The 19,540-nt window shown below is 59.5% G+C and carries 23 protein-coding genes and 1 pseudogene; 2 read left to right on the forward strand and 22 right to left on the reverse strand.

Annotation, left to right across the window (positions count from 1 at the left end; translation table 11 throughout):
• Window positions 1-111: 111 nt before the first annotated feature.
• Window positions 112-309, reverse strand: coding sequence for a DUF7740 domain-containing protein (locus M8R19_RS26690; protein ID WP_249919355.1), 198 nt, complete (start codon window positions 307-309; stop codon window positions 112-114).
• Between the two features lie 177 nt (window positions 310-486).
• On the opposite strand from M8R19_RS26690, the gene M8R19_RS26695 reads away from it, so the two are divergent.
• On the forward strand, window positions 487-858 hold the full coding sequence (locus M8R19_RS26695) for an antitoxin Xre/MbcA/ParS toxin-binding domain-containing protein (RefSeq protein ID WP_249919356.1): 372 nt from the start codon (window positions 487-489) through the stop codon (window positions 856-858).
• Window positions 855-1,379 (forward strand): RES family NAD+ phosphorylase, encoded by a 525-nt coding sequence (locus M8R19_RS26700; protein ID WP_249919357.1) that lies wholly within the window; start codon window positions 855-857, stop codon window positions 1,377-1,379. The genes M8R19_RS26695 and M8R19_RS26700 overlap by 4 nt, the downstream gene beginning before the upstream one ends.
• Window positions 1,380-1,392: 13 nt before the next feature.
• Here M8R19_RS26700 and M8R19_RS26705 read toward each other — a convergent pair whose 3' ends face one another.
• The 21 genes and pseudogenes from M8R19_RS26705 to pilL2 form a co-directional block, all read right to left on the reverse strand.
• A complete protein-coding gene (locus M8R19_RS26705; RefSeq protein ID WP_249919358.1) occupies window positions 1,393-4,230 on the reverse strand; it encodes a conjugative transfer ATPase in 2,838 nt (945 codons plus the stop codon).
• A 202-nt stretch (window positions 4,231-4,432) separates the two neighbouring features.
• Complete coding sequence (locus M8R19_RS26710) at window positions 4,433-4,972, reverse strand: hypothetical protein (RefSeq protein ID WP_249919359.1); 540 nt, start codon at window positions 4,970-4,972, stop codon at window positions 4,433-4,435.
• 78 nt (window positions 4,973-5,050) lie between these two features.
• A complete protein-coding gene (locus tag M8R19_RS26715; RefSeq protein ID WP_249919360.1) occupies window positions 5,051-5,827 on the reverse strand; it encodes a hypothetical protein in 777 nt (258 codons plus the stop codon).
• A gap of 202 nt (window positions 5,828-6,029) precedes the next feature.
• A complete protein-coding gene (locus tag M8R19_RS26720) occupies window positions 6,030-6,530 on the reverse strand; it encodes a DUF1543 domain-containing protein (RefSeq protein ID WP_249919361.1) in 501 nt (166 codons plus the stop codon).
• Window positions 6,531-6,669: 139 nt separating this feature from the next.
• The gene (locus tag M8R19_RS26725) at window positions 6,670-7,104 is read right to left on the reverse strand and encodes a TIGR03751 family conjugal transfer lipoprotein (RefSeq protein WP_249919362.1); all 435 of its coding nucleotides are present in this window, start codon (window positions 7,102-7,104) and stop codon (window positions 6,670-6,672) included.
• A complete protein-coding gene (locus M8R19_RS26730) occupies window positions 7,085-8,506 on the reverse strand; it encodes a TIGR03752 family integrating conjugative element protein (protein WP_249919363.1) in 1,422 nt (473 codons plus the stop codon). The genes M8R19_RS26725 and M8R19_RS26730 overlap by 20 nt, the downstream gene beginning before the upstream one ends.
• A complete protein-coding gene (locus M8R19_RS26735; protein ID WP_249919364.1) occupies window positions 8,496-9,383 on the reverse strand; it encodes a TIGR03749 family integrating conjugative element protein in 888 nt (295 codons plus the stop codon). The genes M8R19_RS26730 and M8R19_RS26735 overlap by 11 nt, the downstream gene beginning before the upstream one ends.
• Window positions 9,380-10,054 (reverse strand): PFL_4703 family integrating conjugative element protein, encoded by a 675-nt coding sequence (locus M8R19_RS26740; RefSeq protein WP_249919365.1) that lies wholly within the window; start codon window positions 10,052-10,054, stop codon window positions 9,380-9,382. The genes M8R19_RS26735 and M8R19_RS26740 overlap by 4 nt, the downstream gene beginning before the upstream one ends.
• On the reverse strand, window positions 10,051-10,446 hold the full coding sequence (locus tag M8R19_RS26745; protein WP_061561446.1) for a TIGR03750 family conjugal transfer protein: 396 nt from the start codon (window positions 10,444-10,446) through the stop codon (window positions 10,051-10,053). The genes M8R19_RS26740 and M8R19_RS26745 overlap by 4 nt, the downstream gene beginning before the upstream one ends.
• Window positions 10,447-10,456: 10 nt before the next feature.
• Window positions 10,457-10,744, reverse strand: a pseudogene (locus tag M8R19_RS26750) (TIGR03745 family integrating conjugative element membrane protein); the annotation flags it as partial.
• Window positions 10,745-10,827: 83 nt separating this feature from the next.
• On the reverse strand, window positions 10,828-11,061 hold the full coding sequence (locus M8R19_RS26755; RefSeq protein ID WP_061561447.1) for a TIGR03758 family integrating conjugative element protein: 234 nt from the start codon (window positions 11,059-11,061) through the stop codon (window positions 10,828-10,830).
• A complete protein-coding gene (locus M8R19_RS26760) occupies window positions 11,058-11,441 on the reverse strand; it encodes an integrative conjugative element protein, RAQPRD family (RefSeq protein WP_419792496.1) in 384 nt (127 codons plus the stop codon). Before M8R19_RS26760 ends, M8R19_RS26755 begins: the two co-directional genes overlap by 4 nt.
• A 493-nt stretch (window positions 11,442-11,934) precedes the next feature.
• A complete protein-coding gene (locus M8R19_RS33545) occupies window positions 11,935-12,246 on the reverse strand; it encodes a DUF2845 domain-containing protein (RefSeq protein WP_423357465.1) in 312 nt (103 codons plus the stop codon).
• Between the two features lie 40 nt (window positions 12,247-12,286).
• Window positions 12,287-13,408 carry a hypothetical protein gene (locus M8R19_RS26765; protein WP_249919367.1) on the reverse strand — a complete coding sequence of 374 codons (1,122 nt, stop codon included), beginning with the start codon at window positions 13,406-13,408 and terminating at the stop codon, window positions 12,287-12,289.
• Between the two features lie 203 nt (window positions 13,409-13,611).
• Entirely contained in the window at window positions 13,612-14,361 is a 750-nt protein-coding gene (locus tag M8R19_RS26770) for a TIGR03747 family integrating conjugative element membrane protein (RefSeq protein WP_249919368.1), read from the reverse strand.
• Window positions 14,358-16,529 carry a type IV conjugative transfer system coupling protein TraD gene (traD, locus tag M8R19_RS26775; protein WP_249919369.1) on the reverse strand — a complete coding sequence of 724 codons (2,172 nt, stop codon included), beginning with the start codon at window positions 16,527-16,529 and terminating at the stop codon, window positions 14,358-14,360. Before traD ends, M8R19_RS26770 begins: the two co-directional genes overlap by 4 nt.
• A 10-nt stretch (window positions 16,530-16,539) precedes the next feature.
• Complete coding sequence (locus M8R19_RS26780; RefSeq protein ID WP_474065098.1) at window positions 16,540-17,067, reverse strand: integrating conjugative element protein; 528 nt, start codon at window positions 17,065-17,067, stop codon at window positions 16,540-16,542.
• Window positions 17,064-17,645 carry a lysozyme family protein gene (locus M8R19_RS26785; RefSeq protein ID WP_249919370.1) on the reverse strand — a complete coding sequence of 194 codons (582 nt, stop codon included), beginning with the start codon at window positions 17,643-17,645 and terminating at the stop codon, window positions 17,064-17,066. Before M8R19_RS26785 ends, M8R19_RS26780 begins: the two co-directional genes overlap by 4 nt.
• On the reverse strand, window positions 17,630-18,349 hold the full coding sequence (locus M8R19_RS26790) for a TIGR03759 family integrating conjugative element protein (protein ID WP_249919371.1): 720 nt from the start codon (window positions 18,347-18,349) through the stop codon (window positions 17,630-17,632). The genes M8R19_RS26785 and M8R19_RS26790 overlap by 16 nt, the downstream gene beginning before the upstream one ends.
• Entirely contained in the window at window positions 18,346-19,011 is a 666-nt protein-coding gene (locus M8R19_RS26795) for an FAM114 family protein (RefSeq protein ID WP_249919372.1), read from the reverse strand. Before M8R19_RS26795 ends, M8R19_RS26790 begins: the two co-directional genes overlap by 4 nt.
• A complete protein-coding gene (pilL2, locus tag M8R19_RS26800; RefSeq protein WP_249919373.1) occupies window positions 19,008-19,535 on the reverse strand; it encodes a PFGI-1 class ICE element type IV pilus protein PilL2 in 528 nt (175 codons plus the stop codon). The genes M8R19_RS26795 and pilL2 overlap by 4 nt, the downstream gene beginning before the upstream one ends.
• Window positions 19,536-19,540: the final 5 nt, after the last annotated feature.

Here is a 19,540-nt window from a genome sequence, read left to right on the forward strand (position 1 = left end):
CGGCATAGCAGAGTTCAGTCAAGTGTCATACTTGGCCGGGCTTCCAAATTATTTCTCTGTTGGTAGGAAAATAAAAAACGACAGGCCTTTGAGTTTGGCGCGCTGGAGGCGTCAGTCCAAGTCCAGTTTTTCGGCGACATGGGCGATGAGCTTGCGTGGCTCTGTGCTGTTGATGATCGAGAACATCAGATCGCGTTTGCTGCGTGGTAGTGCCTGCGCACAGCGCTTGGCTGTGGCTTTCACCGCTTTATCGGTACCATGGATTTTTGCGGTAAGCAGCAGGGTGATTGTCGCGTCAGTCAGTGTCACTGCGAGGGCTCGTCAACCGGGCAAGGGATTGGTGGGCGGGTAGTGTACCGCGCAATGGCGGGCGATACGGTAGGGACGAACTGGCTCTGTGCCTTCCCAGGTAAGGTGGATGAGTTTGCCTAGGGTTCATTTTGGGTGCAAAATAAGTGCATGCTCTCTGCGTCAGGAGTTCGACAGATGAATACTGTGCTGCAAGAACCCTTTGTCGAGCGGTTCCGCGAGCCCAACACGCCCTATCTGTCTCCGTCCAAGGTGGGTGACTTCTTTGGATTTCGGGTCCAGGAGTTGGCCGAGCGTGCGCACGTGCATCGCAATACTCCGACAGCTCGGCCCCAGGCGCCGCAGTTGCAGAAGTACCTGCAGGACATGGTGCGAGTGCTGGCGGTGGCCGCCGAGATGACCGGCGACGTCCATCGGGCGGTCTTTCTGCTGCGCAATGAACCGCTGCGTGCGTTTGGCTACAAGACCGCTGACACTCTGATTCAGGAAGGTCGCGCCGATGCGGTCATCGCCTACCTGGAATCCTTCGCCGGCGGTGCGGCCGGATGATCTCGAAGACGCTCGGCGCCGACGGCGACGAAGCCTTTTACCGAGTCATCGTGCCGGCCTATGCCGGCACGCCCTTGTCCGGGATGGGAGCGGCGCGCCAGGGAGGGCGGTTCAACCGTCCGGACCAGGAGGCGCTGTACCTGGCGCTGGATGAGTCGACGGCGTTGGCCGAATACAAGCAGGACAACCCGTGGCTGCGTCCGGGCACGATCTGCACGTTCTTCGTTAACGGCCTGCGCGTCGCTGACTTGAGCGCCGGTTTCGATCCGGATCGCTGGCCGCCGCTCTGGGCTGACTACACGGTGGACTGGCGAGCGGAGTGGTTCGATAAGTCGGTCGAGCCGCCTACTTGGTACATGGCTGACGATGTGGTTGCCGCTGGGCTGGATGGTATTCTGTTTCCTTCGCAGGCGAGGCCGGGTGGAACCAACCTAGTGATCTACCACAGCTCGTCCCGGCCTGCGGCGCAACTGCGTGTCTATGATCCGGACGGAGCCTTGCAGCGCCTGATAAATCGATGAGGCGATTGCGCGCTCAGTGCCCGAGTCCCGTCATACCAGTACAGGGTGCAATGCCCCTGTCCCGGTCGATGGCTTCTGCAATCCGAAGAGCTGCATCCAACTCGCTGATGTCGTATTGCTGCATGAGCTGGTAGCGTTCAGCTTTCTCCTCTGGCTCGGTCTGTGCCAGGGCGAGGTAGAGGCTGGGCGGAACGGCTCGAAACAGCAGTTCCATGCTGCGCGACAGGATCACGCCCTCCGAGAACTTGCCGGACTCTTTGCGTGCGGAGAGCATCAACGTCTTCTGGGCTGGCGTGAGTTCGCGGAACTTGGCAATTTTTTCCACCTCGTCTGGCGGCATGCTGAGGCAGAGCCACCATTCCATCATGTTCAGCATCGGCTCGGCGGCCTTGGGCAGGTCATCCAGATTCTGTGTGGCCAGCCAGAACCACAACCCGAGCTTCCTCCACATTTTCGCTATTTTCACCACATAAGGCGCGAGCAACGGGTTCTTGGTGATGATGTGCCCTTCGTCGGTGACGTTGATCATCGGGCGGCCGAGGAACTGGTCGCGCTCGGCGATGTTGTTCACCGTGTTGATCAGCGAGATGTAGGCGATCGAAAGCTGGGCGTTGTAGCCCTCGCGGGCATAGGTGGCCAGATCCACGATGGTGATGTCGGCCTCTGGCCACGGCGACCCTGGGCGGTCGAACATGTCGCCATCCGCCCCTTGGCAGAACATGTCCATTGCGTCTGCCATTTCCAACAGTCGCGCGCGTCGGGTCTCCGGCAGCGTGCTGTCGCGGCCGCGTTCGCGCAGCGCGTCCCGCACGTCACGCGTAAGTGTCGTGCGCTGCTCGGTGACGCAACGTTGCGCCGCATCGAGGATGCACTGGCGGATCAGGCTGCGATCGGCACGCGTCATGCGCGCCTCTTCCTTGTCCTCGCCGCCGGTGATCATCAGTCGCGCGGTGATCTCCAACTCGCCGAGCACGTCGCGCTGCTCGTCGCCTTCGTCGGCCGAGTTGTTGTCGTCATCGAGCGCCTCGGTATCGAGCGTCCGTACCTGGCTCGGCGTATCAACTAAGCGCCAGGCATCGGCGAACGGCGCGAGACTCACACCTGCACCGGGCGCGAGTTTCACACGGTGCACCGTCAGTCCCAGCCGGGCAGCGAAATCGCCGAACAGGCCGAACGAGTTGCCAGCCTCGACGATGAATAGCCGCGGGCGGTAGACCGCCATGACCTGGTTGAGCAGGTTGTTGAGGGTGGCGCTCTTGCCTGAGCCAGTCGGGCCAACCAGGAACAGATGGGCGTTCATTTGCCGGTCGGCCCTGTTCAGCGGATCAAAGGTCAGCGTGCTGCCACCACGGTTGAACAGGGTGATGCCTGGATGTCCTGTACCCTGGCTGCGCCCCCATAAAGGGGCCAGGTTGGCCGCGTGTTGGGCAAACATCAGCTGGGTGTACCACTGCCGCTTGTCCTTGCCCGGATCGTAGACGCAGGGGAGCCAGCGCAGATACGTGTTGAGCGGGGCTACCTCATCATCCTCCCGCACAGGCTGCAGGCCGGCACCGAGCAGCACATTGCCGAGTTGCAGACCACGGGCGTCCAGTTCAGTCTGATCGTGCCCGCGCAGGTAGAAAGTGAGGGCACCTCGAAAGAGCTTGTGCGCGCTGCCGATCAGTCCACGAGCCTGCTGCACGTCGCGCCGGGTCTGCTCGGACGCCAGGGTGTCACCGACCGCCTTGCGGGCCAGGTGGTTGAGGTGCGCCTCTAGGACATCCTGCGGAGTGATGACCAGCGTCAGGCACAAGATCGTGTCCTCCGGCATCTGGTCCATCAGCGCATTGATGGCATCGCCCTTGTGCGTCTCGCCGGTGAGGTGTCCGGTGGACGGTGCCGTACGGAGGCGGTCGATGGTTATGGCGCGGTGTGGCCATCCATCGAAGTGCCAGGTGCCTTGGGATACATCGGATCGTGGCTGGCCGAAGAACAAGCGCTGAGCGAAATCGGTGCCGCTGGCCAACTCGATCTCGCCGGCTTCCTGCTCCTGCGGGTAGCGGGTCAGTGCGTAGAAGCGCTCCTGATCGGGGGGGGCGGTACCGAGCAAGGTCGGGTACGGGTTGAACCAGCGCAGTAGCCAGGCATGGATTTCCGGAGCGTCGATTCGCTGGCAACGCACACCGGCATTGGCCAGGCCTCCGGTGAGGCGATCGCAGACCAGGTTGAGGGCCTGTTCGGGTGTTTGTCCGCGGCGAGCAGTGGCCTGGCCAACGTGACGATAGACGACCAGGCGGGTACGGCGGATCTGGCCACGCCAGGGCAGGCGGGTAATGGTCTTGTCTTCGAACAGCCCGCCTGGCTTGGCGATAGCACCCAGATGGTGGCGGAAGAAGCGTAGGTAGAACTCGGTAAATGCCGAGCCTTGGGCTCGGGGCTGGATGTAGTCGCGCAGCGTGCCAAGGTAGGGCTCCCAGTCTGCCTCGTCCTGGGCGTAGAGCTGGACTACCCACGGGTTGTCATCCAGTTCGTCGAACGCGTCCTGTAGCACGTTCTCCAGCGTGTCGCGCACCTGCAACAGCCAACTCGGCTCACGGCCTTCAGTGCCGATCGGCTGCAGCTCGAAGAACGCCGCCACGGAGTGCCCGTCGTCCAGCAGCATGCAGCGCGATTCGGGTAAGTACTCGACCCATGGCAGTAGGTCGACGAAAGAGGGGGATGCGTTATAGAGCGCCTGCTCGTCGGCCCGGGTAGCTGGTTGCTGGCAAAAGCGTGCGCTGCCAGGCTCGGAAATGCCGTGGGCATGCAGTTCAGCAACATGGCGCTGCCAAGTATCTTGACTAGGTTCTGTATTCTGCTCGCGCGACATGCCCACGCCTTTTGATGATTGGGCTGCCACTATTGAGGAGGCGGGCATTTACCGCGTGCAATAAACCGCTTTTCCACTCTCCTGTTTATGCTGCTAGGACAGTGGCGCCTCAGAGAAAAGGCGGTCGAGCTTCAAAGGGGGGCCTTTCCCCTGTCATTTTTCTGCCCGCATAATCCCGGATGAACTGCCAGGCAGTTGCCTGTTAGGTATTCGCCGGCGGTTTGTATGCTTTCAGCTTTGAGAAGCTCTTCTTTGCATTTTTGACTTTATATTTCCGCCCTAAGACATCTTCAATCTGAAGGTCCTGAGCCTCTCTCTGATCATCCTCAAAGAAATCATAAAGTATACGGTCATCGTCATGATGGATAATCATCTCGAAAATTTCACCTTCAGACAACCGGGTAGAAGTATTTTGTGAAACAAACCTCTCGATTAATGGTCGGCCCTCGGTAATGGCTTCTTGTAATTCGCTACCTCCGAGTGTTCGAAGAGGAATAAACCAGTTGCCTTGATCGCTTATAACAATAAATTGAGTTATTGTGATTGGTCGGCGTCCCGCATTAATGATGCGCACTCTCATGCTGGGCTCTGGTTCTAAGCTACGAGTGCTATCGTAGAAAATCTCTGACCGTGCGTACACTTGTGCACGGTCGCGGCGAACATTATGGAAGGAGATTGCGAGGCTGAGTCCCGAAATAACGGCTGCGAAAATTGAAACTATCAGGGAAATTTCGTTGGGCATGAGTAGGGCCTGGTTCTGAGTAAGTAGCTCTGTATCATTCGTACTCCAGCTCGAGAGGCGAGCGAGTTGGACCACTAGTTAGTTTGCAAATTTGACTTTTCCCTCTAGATTCTTTTTATATCCAGAAGTAAGTAGATCAACGACCTCGGGTATATCAAAAATATCTAAAAAGGGGGCGGTGATTGTCTTGCCTAATGGGTTTATTACTCCTTTGGTTGCTCGTTGTTTTAATGTGTGGCCAGGCATGAATATTTCTATGAAGAATCCCTCGAACAGGAAGCAGAAAGAAATCTTGTGATTCGGTAATTTCCTGAAAAGTGGGGAGATGATAATGCTCTTTAGGTCTTTTAAACTAAAGCCGTCTTTTACGCTTCTGTCTATTAGGCGAGAGATTTTTACGGTCATAAAACGTAAAGGGATACGTTTTTTGTTCAGGAGATGAATTCGAAGGTCGTTGTTCCAGGGCTCAGGGATGAAGACCTTTTGATACGCCTCATTTCTTGAGTTGGCTGCGCGCCAAAAAATGGATAGAAAGAATAGTTGTATTTTTAATGTGTCTATCTCGCTAAAGGTCACACCAAGTTTATGTTTAAAGATCTTGCCTTTCCCAGCCCTGATCACGGAAAGAGAGTATTGTTCATAGTTCAGATTCAGGTGCTGCTCGCAGTCACCGCAGAGCTGGTATTCCCACCAGCTATCGCTTGAGTAGTCGATTGGAGATGTGTCATCGTCATTGAGCCTAATGGACTGGCCATTGTTTTCCTTGGAGACTCTTTTAAAGACAGAATCTGGGATGGCATGTGATCGCCTAAGCTCGGCAACAACTAGGCAAAGTGCACACTTACCGATTGGCATAGTTATTCCTTTTGCAACCTAATACCTGAATCAGGCTGTGCCACGAACGGCATCGGCTTGACGAGTGTTAGGTGGACTCTGGCAGGTTGATCGCCCTCCTGGACGCCGCTAGATCCGCTCGGCAGGTGCTATGTACCTTTGTCCTGCAGGAGCTGTAGGAGGGCAGCAAGATGGAGGGAGCTTCGAGCATGGTGCCTCCGTGTCAGGGATTGATCAGGATGTAGTCGCTACGCTGTAGCACGCCACTGTGCGAGCCGCCTGGTACCAAGTGCACGTATCGGCCCTCTACCCGATCCACGGGCAGGCAATCGTCCACATCCAGTAGGGCATCGGTATGCGGCTTGTACCAGTCCTGCAGCAGGCGTTGCTTGCCTTTGGCCTTGGCTTCGGCCTTGTTTCGGGCGATCACCAACAGGTATCGGTGCGCCTCGCCGAACACACCATCTTCATAGCCGCCAAGGTTGATGAAGTACAGTCGCAGGTCGTCGTCGGCCGGCGCCTGGGTGCTCAACTCGACCTTGCAGTCGCCGATACCGTCCACTGCCATCCAGCAGTCAATGTGCAGTCCGTCCTGGCTGCCGAACCAGGCGTTACGCAGTTGTGGGTAGGTGTCTTCCAGGCTATCGGCAACGGCGAAGACCACATCGTGAATTTCGATCCTGGCCCGCGGATGTTTGCCTCCCAGCATTACGATATAGAGCATTGGGTTGTCCGTGCATGAAGGTCTGAGGAACGGCGATTTCGCAATATTCTGGTTGAGGCAGCGAGTGAATGACCAGCTTGAATGGCTTCCTCTCGCTGGCTTTTGGTCGAATACAGCTCTACTGAAGAGACCAGGTGTTTCAGTAGTCCTCGATCCGCTCACCGGGCATGGCGTATTGCACTCGCTGGTACAGAGGGAACACGGAGGTGTAGCCAGGCACCGGGACGGGATCGCTGCCGGCAAGATGCGGGTACACGTACATCACCAGGTCGGGATTGGGCAGGCGGTGGAACTGCCGATAGATTTCATTGGCCGCGGTGCGGGTATAGCGGGCCTGTTCCGCCATTGCCGCCTGCCGGTCGGGCGTCTGCAGAGGGCGGCGCAGCGACTGGTGCGCATCGAGCAACTGCCGGGCTGCCTGGCCGCCGCCGGCGCTGCCGCCTGTACCGGCATTCCAGACATCGAGCATGGTGGCGTTGTCGTGTGGCAGCAGTTCTTCCTTGCTGGTCGTACAGCCTGCAAGGATGAGCGTGATGGCCAGCAGCGCTGGTCCGTCAATCCAGGTCCTGCGCATGGGGCGTTCCTCCAAGGCGATGGTCGACCCGGCGGCCGGCCGGTGCGTAGTCGATAGTCAGGGGCTCCTCGAGGTGTACGGCGACCTTGGCGCCGGGCTTGACGTACACGGCGGCAAAGGCCTGTCCATACAATTTGTTGACCCACTGCGACATGTCCTGCACGCCACCCGCGAGGATGCGGCCCATGGCCTCGTTGGCACCGATGCCGACGGTGCCGATGGCGCCGTTGCTATTCACGTAGGAGAGCTGCCCGCTGCTGGTGTCGAGCAGGGAGGCGACGCCGGCTCCCGCAGCAGTGATCAGGGCCTGGCTGCCGAGGTACTGCTGGGCGTTGCTGCGCCGCTCGCCGCTGACGCAGGGAATGCCGTAGGGATCGCTGATCCAGCCCAATCCGTTCTGTGTGGAGCTGTTGTTCCCGGCGCGTTGCGAGGTGGTATTGCGCCCGTGGTCTTCCGGAAGGGTGCGGATGGTGCCGTCCTGGAACACGAAGGTGACCGAGCGCACCTGGCCGCGGACGCAAGAGAGCGTCCAATCCCCGGAGGCGGTGCCACTGATCACGGCGCCGGCGACGTCGGGAAGATCGATGCCGTTGGCGGTGAGGTTGTCCGGACCGATCAAGATTTTGAAGGGGTAGGGGTCGTTGACCGTGCCGTCCACCGGGACTCGGCCGATCAGCGCCGTCATGGCGATCGAACCGATCAGCGTGGCATTGGTGGGGAGGGTGTAGATCGCCTGCGTTGCCGGTACGCCAGCGGCCTGACGCCCCGCGTCGAGCGCGGTGCCGGCTACCGTCTCGAGTGTCTTCTGCGCCGGGCCGAAACTGGTGGGGAAGGCGGAGCCCAGGGTGTTCTTCCCAGTACGATGCTTGTCGTCATGGGTGTCATCTGGCTCTACCCAACGCAGGGTCTCCTCGCCATCCCCGGGCTCCAAGCCCAGCCCGACCGGTAGGTCCGCGGGCTTACTTTTGCCACCGCCGATGCCGTCGAGGCGTTGTTGTAGCTCCTGCAGTAGGCCCTGAGTTCGCTGGCGTTCGTTCGCAACCTGGTCCCGGTCCTCGCGCAGTTGGTTGCGTCCGCTCTCGAGGGCGCTCTGGATGCGCCGATCGATACTGCTCTCCCGTTGGCGCAGGCGCGTATTCTCTTCGCGTTGAGTCTTGTTGTCGGCCAGCGCGGTCTGCAGTTCGGTGCGCAGTTGGCGAACCTGCGCAACCAGGGTGGCCACCGTGTCGCGCGGCGTGTCGCCCTCGATGCCAAGTGCCTTGGCTTCCTCTGGTGTGAGGCGGCTGCTGGCGTCCGATGAGGGGGGGGTAGCACCGCGGCCGGAGAAGAGCTTGACGCCGACGAATACCAGTAGCAGGAGCATCGGGATCATCAGCCACTTGAGCAGGCCATTACTGCGCATCGTGGCCTCCGTCTTGCGCCGCTGGTTGGTTGAGCGAGGCATCGATGGGCGAGAGACTCGGCAGCAACGCTCGCTCCAGGCCGTGTCCGCGGGTCACGAGGTAGACGACGGTGGTGTCCTCAGGCGTGCCGACGGGGCCCAGGGTGGGGTGTTGGAAAGTTGCTGCCAGAAAATCCCCCTGGAGCGACCGCGGGTCCAGGTCGAACCAACGTGGGCTGGTATTGCGCAGCTGCACGGCGGTGACCCAGAGATTGTCCAGGCGCCAGGCGGCTAACCCCTGGGCTTGCACCGGCAAGGTTGGCAGAAGGGTATCCAGTGGCATCCCTGCTGGCAGGTTGGCGCGAGTAATGCCGGGCAGGAGCTCGACGGTGCGCAGCGGCGCATAGAGGTTCTGAGCGGCATAGCGAGTCAGCACCACTGGGAGTGGTGTTTCGTGCTTGGGTAGAGGCGTTGGTGAGTCACCGGTTTCGGTAGGCTCCTTGGCCGCCGAGGCGACGCCGTACCGGGGGTTGGCGGTTGGCTCTTCGACGATGCGTACCGGTTCCAGTGGCTGCTGCTTGTCCTGTGCGGGCTCAGCCGCAATGTCGAGCAGGATGACTGCACCGGTATCGGCGTCCTGGAGTTGCAGGCGTATGGGCTTGATCGGTTCGTTTGCCAACAGGTAGACGGCGCCGGCAGCGCTCTGTACGCGCAGGCGGTTGCCCAGCGAGACGGGGACACCGACGCGGACGTTACGGTCGATGAAGACGATGCGTTCCTGGCCGACCACCAGTGGGACGGCCAGGGGCAGGCGTTCCCAGCGCAGAATCTCGGTGGCATTGACGGAGTTGAAGGCGGCCAGCGCGAGCACGGCGATAGTTAGCGGGATACGACTCATGGGACGTCTTCCGGTGGCGGGGGCGCGGTATGTGCGGAGTCGATCGGAGCGACGATACGCTGCGGGGCTCCTTCGTAGCAGTCGATGACCAGGCCGAACGGATTTCGTTGTGGATCGACGTCGAGCCGCAGGACCTTCAGCGGGTAGCGCACCAGGGCGCGCTTGACCTGTTCCGAGGCGTAGTACTCGTCGGCGGTGACATCCAGGGTGACCACCCATGCCTGGTTGGAAATCGTGCGCACGCGCAGGGGCGGGTTGTCGCTATAGCCGCGACCGGGAATCTCGTAGATGCCCCGCACACGGCGGCGCAGTTCGCCGGCGTTGCGGCGATACTCGTAGTCCTGTTGCAGGAAGGCTTTGCAGGCAGGGGTGAAGTAGCTCGACAGGGCATACAGGTTGCGGGGGTAGTCGTCATCGCCGTTGGTGGGCCAGCGCTGCAGTTGTTGCCAGACATAGAAGGCGAAGGCGTACACGCTTTCCGGTGGTACTTCCCACCAGGGGCGGGTACTGCCCGAGCGCAGGTCCGGTGGTACATGAATCGTCAGGTTGCGTGGCGCACTCCACCAGCCGATACCCATGACCAGGGCCAGCGCGGTGAGCACACTGGCGCCGGTACGCAGGGTACGAATATGTGCCTGCAGATGCAGGACCTCGTTCTTGAACCGGCTCATGGCGCGCGGCTCCTGCGCGTCGTCCAATGGCCGGAGCGGGTCACCAGTGTATGTCCGCCGACGAAGGCTGCAGCATGGGGCAGGTGCGTCGCGGTCCACCATTGTAACTGCCGATACAGCCAGGTCTCAGGACGGCCGCGTTTGATGCGGCGGAGCGCTCCACCACCGGCGAAGATCCCACCCGTGATGGCCAGCAGCATCGCAGAGGGCACCACTGCGAGGGTCGAGCAGGCGATAGCCAGTGGAATCCCGCAGAGCAGGCCGATTGCGCCTGAGGAGCCGGCGCACACCCACAGTTCGTTAGCGGTGAGACCGCGCACCACGACCGGGTGGCGGTTGAGCCGATGGGGTAGGAAGGCCACTGTGCCGTCCGCGCGGATATCGTCGCTCATGGTGGGAGGGTCACAGCACGCCGGTGGCTTCGGTCAGCAACCAGATGCCGACCACCAGCAGCATCGCGCCGACCGCCACCGTCAGTCCGAACTGACCCCAGGTGGCGCGGCCGGTGTGGATCTCCGCGTAGCGGGCGTAGGCGTGGTAGCACACACCCACGAACATCGAGGCGACCACCAGCAGCGCGATGAGCATCACGATGTCATAGCCGTAGTTGCGCAGCGTCTCGAGGATGCCGGAGCCGGCGCCCCGAGATGGGTTTTCCAGAGTAGGCAGGTCGGCCTGGGCGAAGGATGACAAGGCGGCAACTACGGACAGCCCTGACCAGCGACCAACATGGCTGAGACGCACACGAAGAAAGGACCTCATGGCGACGACCTCTACGACAGCAGGAAGAAGGTCAGCACCAGATACAGGGCGATGATGCGCACCATGACGCCTGTAAGCTGACGTTGGGACAATTGGGCTTCGGCCCAGCCGCTGTAGGCACCTCGGAGCGCCCAGGCGCTCCACAGCAGCAGCGTGGCGAAGACGGTGCACAGGAGTACTGTTGAGACACCTGACGGCGTGAGGCCGCTGTTGGCCTGGAATGCACTGGCTTGGGCGGCGTTCATGGAGTGCCCCCTGTGTCCGCGGGTACAACGGTGGCCTGGCGGTAATCACCGAAGAGCTGGCTGGCATCGCGCGGCTGAGCGCGGGAGGGGGACAGATAACCGTGAATGCCGGCGCGGATGCGCTCCAGATCGGCGTTCAGGCGGGCATAGTCGAAGTAGTAGCGAGCCCGCTCGTTGAGCGACTGCTCAGCCTGTGGTGCGACGAGTCGTTCAATGCTGTCGAGTTGGCGCAAAGCGGCAGTGAGGCGCTCTTGCTCTGGCATGGCATCGACCGCGCCGGCTTGCGCAGAAATTCCCAGACTGCTGAGGCTGAGCAGGAGTACCAGTAGCCTGTCGAAAGAACTCTGTTTGCTGACTGGAACGTAGGATTGCATCGACATTGGCCTATCCACGATGGTGGAGGAATGGTGTGATGCTCTCCAGATACTTGTCGTTTCGCCTCAAGCAATCGGATTCTGTGTGTCACCGGATTGCTGGATGATCATTATTTCCTGAGGTATCAGAAAGATATAGGGGGAGTTCGGATGGCAATGGGGCGAATAAAAGTGTGGAGGGATTGCGATGTAATTCGGATTTTAGGGGGGGATTTGAGGTTTCAGGAGCGTTTCGTAGATGGTTTTTTGGGGGGCGAGAGAGTGGTATGTAATTAATTTGATGCTTAGAAGGTTGTGGAGCTCTAAAGCATCTATTTTGGCGGAGTGTCGGCGAAATTGTACTAACGAAACATGCGGCTGGGTTCGGAGCGGTAATTTCAACCTGTCTCGGTGCAGAGGTGAAGCTGTTTGGTGTCATGAAGGTGCTGCTCGGAATTCTATCCTTCTGTAATGGTGTCTTCTGTTAATGTGCTCAATAGAGAAATTGAAATGAGAGTGGCTATTTCCAAATTATTTCAACTTGCACTAGCCGGTCATCAATGAAGCGTAGCTTCCTGTATACACCTCCATCAGGTCCGTAAGTCCAGAATTCAACATGAGCAGCGCCTTTTTTAGGGGTTTTCGTATTTTGGTTTCGAACCCCAGGCTCCCAAATCTCTTTATTGATGGGCTCGCCACATTTATCTATTACCTCCTGCCTCGTATCTCCTTCGCTAGCAATTCCACGACTGCATCTCATTGATGAAGCGTCAGCGAAATTGCTGGAAAGAAGGAAGATGCCAATTGCGAAAGAGATCTTTGAATGTTTCATGGGGCGGACCCTTGAGATTTGGAAGCCTGAATGTGTACTTTTAACCAGCAGCGCTAAGTATGTCAAGTATAAGGCTTAGAGTGAAATTGGTTAGCCCTACGGAGCTCACTACTATTTGAGTTGTAGGCTGCGCGGCTTGTAGCGCTCGTACTACCCAATTTCCGTCAGTAGGCGTAACTACTAATTGGGCTCCATTGTAGTTTGGGGAGAGGTTTGTGTGCCCGGATGAGGAAATCATCCCAAGCATTACGCTTAGCTGAGGTATTTGGGCAGCAGAAATCGATATGTAGGTTCCGGAGGTTCCTGCGCCCACTGCGTCCTGCATTTGTATATTTGTTGCTTGCTCTGCACTGAAGTTTATGGAGAGCTTTTTGGTTCCTGAGGTGTTGATTATGTCAACTAGGTTTGGGGCAGTTATGCCCTGCGCTATGTCTATAATTAGACTTGTTGAGTTAGTGGCAGCAGCAGCAAGGCTTTTGAGATTCTGGGCGGTGATAAGCGTTGCATTGAACTCTAGACTGAGGCTTCGATTGCCCGCCAGTGTGATGGCGGACAGTAGGTCTGACATCGGTATGTAGGATCCATTGACTACGCTCAATGAGGCAGCAGAACCGTTCGCAGCATTAATTACTTCTTTGAGCTTATTTCCAGAAGTGTTTTTTCCATCTAGTGATGCAGTAAAGGTCTTTCCTTGGGCTGCTTGAAATACGGCAGTGACACCGGCAGTAGTTAGTGCATTTAATGAGTCGACTGAAAAAGACAGACCTCTGCTGGTCGCTGCACTAATGGCGTTCGTCACGTCGTTTTGTGATGCCGTTGCGCAGTCAATGCCAATTGAAAGCTTTTTGTTAGCTCCGGCTTGAGTGATATTTTTGACAGCTTGCGTGGTTTGGCTGGTAATAGAAGATATGTTTATGCTTGTGTTAGATCCTGAGGCTGAGTTTATAATCTGTATTGCCTGTGATTCAGATGCTTTTGTTCCGTCAATTTGGAGGGAGAGGTGTCTGCTTCCGGCAGCGCTGATAATTGGGGTAAGTCCGCCGACGGGGTTTGCTTGTGCATTTGATAGTACTAATAGCGTGTTGCTTCCGACTCCAGAAAGCACGCTATTGAAATTGTTATTAGATATGTAGCCGCCCTCGCATATCATGGTCAGTTTCATGCGGATCTCCTTGGGTTTTCCCGCTGTGTTTTGAGATGTTGCGTCGGGAAACATAGACTGTGACAAGGAGATTTCAATGGTTAAAAATTGATCTGAGTCAATGTTCTGAGAGTTTAAGAGCTTCGAAAATTCTTTTGCGATTTATAGGAAAGTGTTTTTCGGTTTTGCTAAGGGATAGGGATGTAAATGTATAGGTGATGCACTCACAAATATTTCTTGAAACTGCTCGCGGTAATACAGACCACCGCGCCAAGCAGCGCTGCACTCGGCAGCAGTATCAGCAGTGGGTGAACACTGATGGGGAGGGTGAGGTAGAGGATCCAGGGCATCACCGCAATGGGCATAAGTGCAGCCTTGGCACGGTGGTAGACGAAGCCGGACTCATGACCAGCGCCGAACTTGCGGATGTCGCGTCGTACCAACCCATCCACGAAACCGACGAAGGCTGCCATGACGAACAGCGGTAGCGTCAGGATCAGCACCAGTAATCGCACCAGGAAGGTGAGCACGGTGAATGCCGCGGCGATCAGGTAGCCTTCCGTCCAGCGATAGACCTGACTCAGGTAATAGCGGATGTCCCATGTGTTGCTCTGGCTTGGAGCGCGAGCGTGTGCCGAGGCGTTTTCTATCCATTCGAGCAGACCGGTTTTCACGAAGATCCACTCATAGGTGCCATTGATGACCTGCTGTGCCGTGTGTCCTGGTTCCTGGACGAGCAGGCTGCGGGTGAACTGGCTGGACAACTGCGCCAACTCGTAGTCCAGCATGCCCTGGGCGTGGTGCCAGCCTTGGTCAGGCCAGAAGCAGTACATACCCACGCATTCGATGACGATGGACAGCAGCAGCGACCCCATCAGTACGCCGAGCATGCGTAGCGGCAGGGTGATGGTATTGACGACCAGGCTCTGCTGTCTGACCTGTTGGCGTTGCGCGGTAGCGGCCGGGTCCCTCATGGCCGGGCCTCGTCGTTGCCCTTGCCGGCACTGGCTGAGGGAGAAACGCCTTCGAGCAGGTCATCAGGCAGTTGGCCCTCTTGAAGGCCTGGCAGCTCCTGGCCATTCCACCATTCGCCCGCTTCGGCATAGTGCTGTCGCATGTAGCCTGCGAGTTCCTGTAGGTTCGCCGGAATGGTCTCGTCCGGATCGGGGGCCGGTAGCGGCATGCGAATCTTCCACAACTGACCGCCTTGCAGAAGGGCGAACGCTTGGCCCTTCGGCAAGCTGACCAGATGCGCCGGCTCGATCAGGGGCACGCTCGAAGTGGTGACACGGTCCTGAGCGGTGGAAGTGAAGGCTGTCGAACCATGGATGTCGGAGCTGTCGGTAGCTCCGCTGACCAGGGTAGTGGTATGCACCTCGACCTTGGGCAACTGCTTGGTCAGCAATTCAGCGGTGGCGGTTTCCCGTACCCGCAGCATGATCAGGTTATTGAAGTTGCCGATCGTTTGGCCTGCTTTGGCACGGTTGCCAATGCGCGCCTCGATGTCCGAGAGTGTCTGGGTGTAGGCCGTGACCCGCAGCCCGGCACCGCCCCCTTTGTTGATCAGCGGAATGAACTCATCACCCATCAGTTCGTTGAACTCATCCGCGTGGACGTTGATCGGCAACGTACTGCTGCTACCTCCGCTTGGTAAGCCATCGTCGATGCCGAATTTGTAGATGTGCCCAGCTACCGACACCAGGTCGGCGAACATCGAGTTGCCGACGGCCGCGGCAACCTCCGCGTCAGAGAGCGCATCGAGGCCGACATAGACCACCGCACGTTGGCGTACGATCTGCATCCAGTCGAAGATCGGCCTTGGGTCCGCGAGGTCGGCATAGTCTGGCGCAAGCAGTTGGGCGATCTTGCCGGTGGTCAGCTTCTCGAGGAGTGGTAGGAGGCTTGCAACAATCTTGTCGAAGTAGGTGCGGTCGTATCTGACCGCGCTGCGCAGGCCGTCGAGCACGGGGTCATATACCCGGACTTGCGACAGGTACTGCTCAAGCGCGACCACGCGCTTCTCCCGACCGATCATGTTGCGCGGGGTGTTCTTGTCGTTCAGCCGGCCCTCGATCTGGACGATGATCTCCCAGGCCTTGGGCTCGGTGCGGGCGAAATAGTGAGCGGCGTACTCGATGAACAGGGCATCGATGTTGACCACGTGCCGCTGGATCAGCAGGTAGTCGGGTCGTTGCCCCAATTCGACCAGCGCGCGGGCGATGATGTTGACGAAACGCCAGGCAAACTCCCGGAATGCGGCCGAGTTGCCTTCACCCGAAAGCTGTCCCGCGATACGCGTGGCGACTTCGCTGATGCGCCCGAACCGGCCCACCGCGTTATAGCGCGCCGAGAGGTTCGGCCAGCCGAGGTGGAACATGTAGAACTCACCTTCGCGGCCAGCGCGTTTGGCCTCCACGTACATCCGTTTGAGTAAGTCCCCATCGCCTTTGGGATCGAAGACGATCACCGGTTCGAACTCGCCGTCGGTATTGCGCCGGCGGATGTCCTGGGTGATGAGCAATTCGGCGAGCCTGGTCTTGCCGACGCGCGTCGAGCCCAGCACCAGGGTCTGCCCGACACGTTCGGCCAGCGGCAGGCTGACGTCGGATTCGTGAGGTTCGATACCGTGTAGCCGTGGCAGGCCGCCGACTGGAGGCAGCGGTCGCACGGGGTTGAAGGGGCTGTCCCAGCCTGTGAGCCTGGCTAGACAGGACACTGGGAAGGGCGCGAACTCCAGGCGCTCCTCCAGGTGACGGGCCAGGTTGTACGTCGCGGAGGGTTCGACGTAGCGGCGAAACTCCGGTCGGTAGGTTTGCATCAGCCGGTGGGTGTGGCGTTGCTCCCAGCGAAAGCCCCTACCGATGAACAGACGTTGCTGACTGACCGGCACTTCGCGGCTGGTCATGACGTAGCGTGGTAGGCGACGGAGATTGCGACGATAACGGAGAATCACCAGCGCTTCGCATAGGCGGATGCTGCCGAACACCAAGAAAGCCAGCGCGCTACCCAGGCCCAGCGACGGGTTCAGCGCCAATGACCAGGGGGCCGCCAGACACAACGCGGCGGCACCTGCGCAAACCGCGACGGAATACAGCTCTACGGCTGGCCGCAGTAGCACCTCGATCGCATAGGCCTGCGCCATGGCGAATAGGTCACTGCTCGATCCCGGTCGAGGTGATCAAGGCCGGGTAGTGGCGCAGCTCCAGGCGTTGTGCCAGGTCGTCGCCGGGCGTCGGGGCCAGGTGGAGCTCTGGGGCCAGGGCTCGCAGCGCTGCCAGATCGGCGGGGTTCTGGACATTGACTACCAGCCCCACGGCGCCGAGTGCCTTCAGGCGGCCGGCATGCCGGCGAAGCCAGGTGCGGGAGAGCTCGTCGTTGCCGATGATGAAAAGGGGCGGTAGCCCTGGCGCCTGGATCACTCGCCGTTCTACTGGACCTGGTGTCAGCAACGTCGACTGCACAGGCAGCATGTCGGCTTCGTTGAAAGAGTCAGTGGGTACGGGAGGCGCTTCGATTTCCAGCGCTGGTTCTTCCGGGCGTGATTGGAGATCCAGGGCCTCGTAGTAGGGGAGTGCAGAGGTGCCGCCGCGGTCTTCGACGACGATCAGAGGCTTGGTTGTGTGATCGCCGTTTGAGGTAGTGGCGAGGGCAAGGAGGGTCGTAGCGAGCAAGAACTTCACGGCCGACCTCCATGGAAGGCCGAGGCGATCTGGGCATCACCAAGTACCCGGGCCAGGTGCAGGCCGACGCTCTGCCGATAATGGGCGGCGGGTGCTCCTCCGGCGGGGCGGTGGTAGCGTCCGATCGTGATCAGCCAGTCCTGCCTCGGGGTGTGCTGCTCGCGCAGGATTTCGGCGGCGATGGCGAGGTTGCGGTACGGATCCAGAAGCTCGCAGGGATGCTTGTAGCGCTGTTGCTGGTGACCCAGGTTGATCTGGCCCAGGCCGGCATCGATGCGAGTTGGCGAGGTGTGTTGCAAGGCCTGCTGGAGCCCGGAGCAGGCTGCGGCCTGATGTGCATAGCGATAGGCCCTGCCAGCAATATTCAGCGTCCACGGCCAGGGCACCAGACGTTCGTTGAGCCAGGTACCGCTCTCCTGCAGGGCAATGGCATACAGCACGACGGAGGGGATGCCGGCCTGTTGTGCGGCGATCTGGTAAGCCGGCGGTGGTGTCTCCTGGGCTTGGGCGTCGGCAGTCAAAAGGCAGGCCAGCAGCACGCAGGTCGTCCATGGCGAACGTTCTATTGCCGCTGCCATTGTCCATTCACCTGGTGCAGTACGGCCGGTAGTTCACCGGGCTGACCGAGTAGCAACCAGCGACCGGCATCGTGGTTGAGGGTGATGTGGCGGGCGCGCACTTTGCTCGGATCGACGCCTACGCGCTGCGCCCAGGAGCGGATCTGAGCGTCGTCGGCATGGCTACCGACGAGGTAGATGTCGAACTCCATGCCTGCAGACTGCAACTGGCGCACGACCTGATCGCAGGCCGGGCACTCGTCCTTGACGAACACGGCGGCTCGCTCATTGGTGGACGAGGCAATAGACATAGTACTGACGTCGAGTGGCGTCACCCGTGACGCGGCCGGGTATAGCTGTTGCCAGGCGTCGTCATAGGCGTGCTGGTAGGCGAGCAGCTTCTCGACCCGGCGAGCTTCGGCCTGGACCTGAAGTTCGGCATAGTGGCGCCGCTCTTCGTCGGAGCGTGCTTCGATGCCGAGAGCAGAAAGCGGATCCAGGTGAGGGGAATAGACACCCAGGGGACCATGCATCAGGGCCTGGAAACGTGCCCACTCGTCCGTGTTCAGTCCCCAGTCACGAGCCTGTTGCTCGCCGCTGGTCTCGGTCAGTGTTGGTCGTTCACGGCTGTCTTGGGTGGGGGACGTCCGGCTATCCATACCCAGCACCAGTCCACAGACCAGCAGGCCGGCAATCACCCGGGAAGCGCCGGCCCAGCGGTTCATTGGGTGGGCTCGGTTGGGATCGGCAGGCGTCGGGTGTCGTCGCCATGTCGAAAGAGGGCGGTGCTGCCTTCGATGCCCTCCAGCCGCCAGCCTGCTTCTCCCTCTCCGGGATGCAGCAGTTGTAGTCGAGTGAGACTGTCGTTTGGCGTGTTGATCGGGAGCAGAAGAAGGAACTGCTCGCCTGCTCGTTGCTCGAGGCCAACTATCTGGAACGGCGCTTTGGACTTCCGTGGTTTGGCCGGAGCTGGCCGGTGGTGCTGGACTACGACTGGAGGCGTGGCGCGTTGTGCGGCCAGCTGTCCCTCCAACTGTTCAAGGCGGGCCTGCAATGGCAGCAGGCTTTCTGCTGCGGAGTGACCGTCGAGTGATTTCTCAAGGATTCTCAGCCGCTGTCCGAAGGCCTGGCTGTCTGCTTCGTAACGGGATAGGGAAAGAACATCCGACGGCGGTTGATACTCGTCGATCAGTTGGCTGAGGTGGGCTACTTGCTGATGCAACGCCTCGACCTGCTGTGCCGTAGCGCGCGTATTGAGCTGTGCAGCGAGTCGAGCCTGTGTCCTGTGTTCGATCCCCAGGACCGTGGTGAGCGACAACAGCCAGATGACCGCGATCATGTCCATCAGCCGGAGGGGACGGCGCTGTTCTGGCCTTGGCAGGATCATGGTTGCGTCTCCATGGCTGATGCCGATGGAGCGCTGGGAGTTACCGGGGCAGCAGGTATTCCTGAGTGATTCGCGTGGGTGAAGCAGACGTGGCGGGTACTGTCGTCGGCGTGCATCGACCAAGCAGGGCCGACCAGAGTCAGCAGCGCCTCGCGTAGGGGGAGGGGGCCCAGGTGATAGTGCGGTGCCGGCAACGGCAGGCTGTCCAAGAGGTGGGTTTCGCTCGTGTTGCAGAGCTGGTAGCCGGAGCGGAGCAATGCATGCCGTAGGCCGTCACCGACACTGGCATGCAGTGTGTCGGGGATGCTGAGGTCGACCACTTGCTGCAATAGGTCCTGTTGTGCAGCCGTTGGTGCCAGTTCGACCAGGCTGTAGCGGCCATAGCGCTCGACCGGAATCTGCCGTGGTACTTGCTCTGTTGTTGCCACTGGTGCCGGCACCGATGGTGGAGAAGAGGCGGAGCATCCCGACACCAGAGCGGCCAGCAGCAGAGCGCTACGGTAGATGTATTGCGTGATGGGCATGGGAT

The sequence above is a fragment of the Pseudomonas sp. R3.Fl genome (assembly GCF_023516765.1).
In the GTDB taxonomy this organism is placed as follows: domain Bacteria; phylum Pseudomonadota; class Gammaproteobacteria; order Pseudomonadales; family Pseudomonadaceae; genus Pseudomonas; species Pseudomonas citronellolis.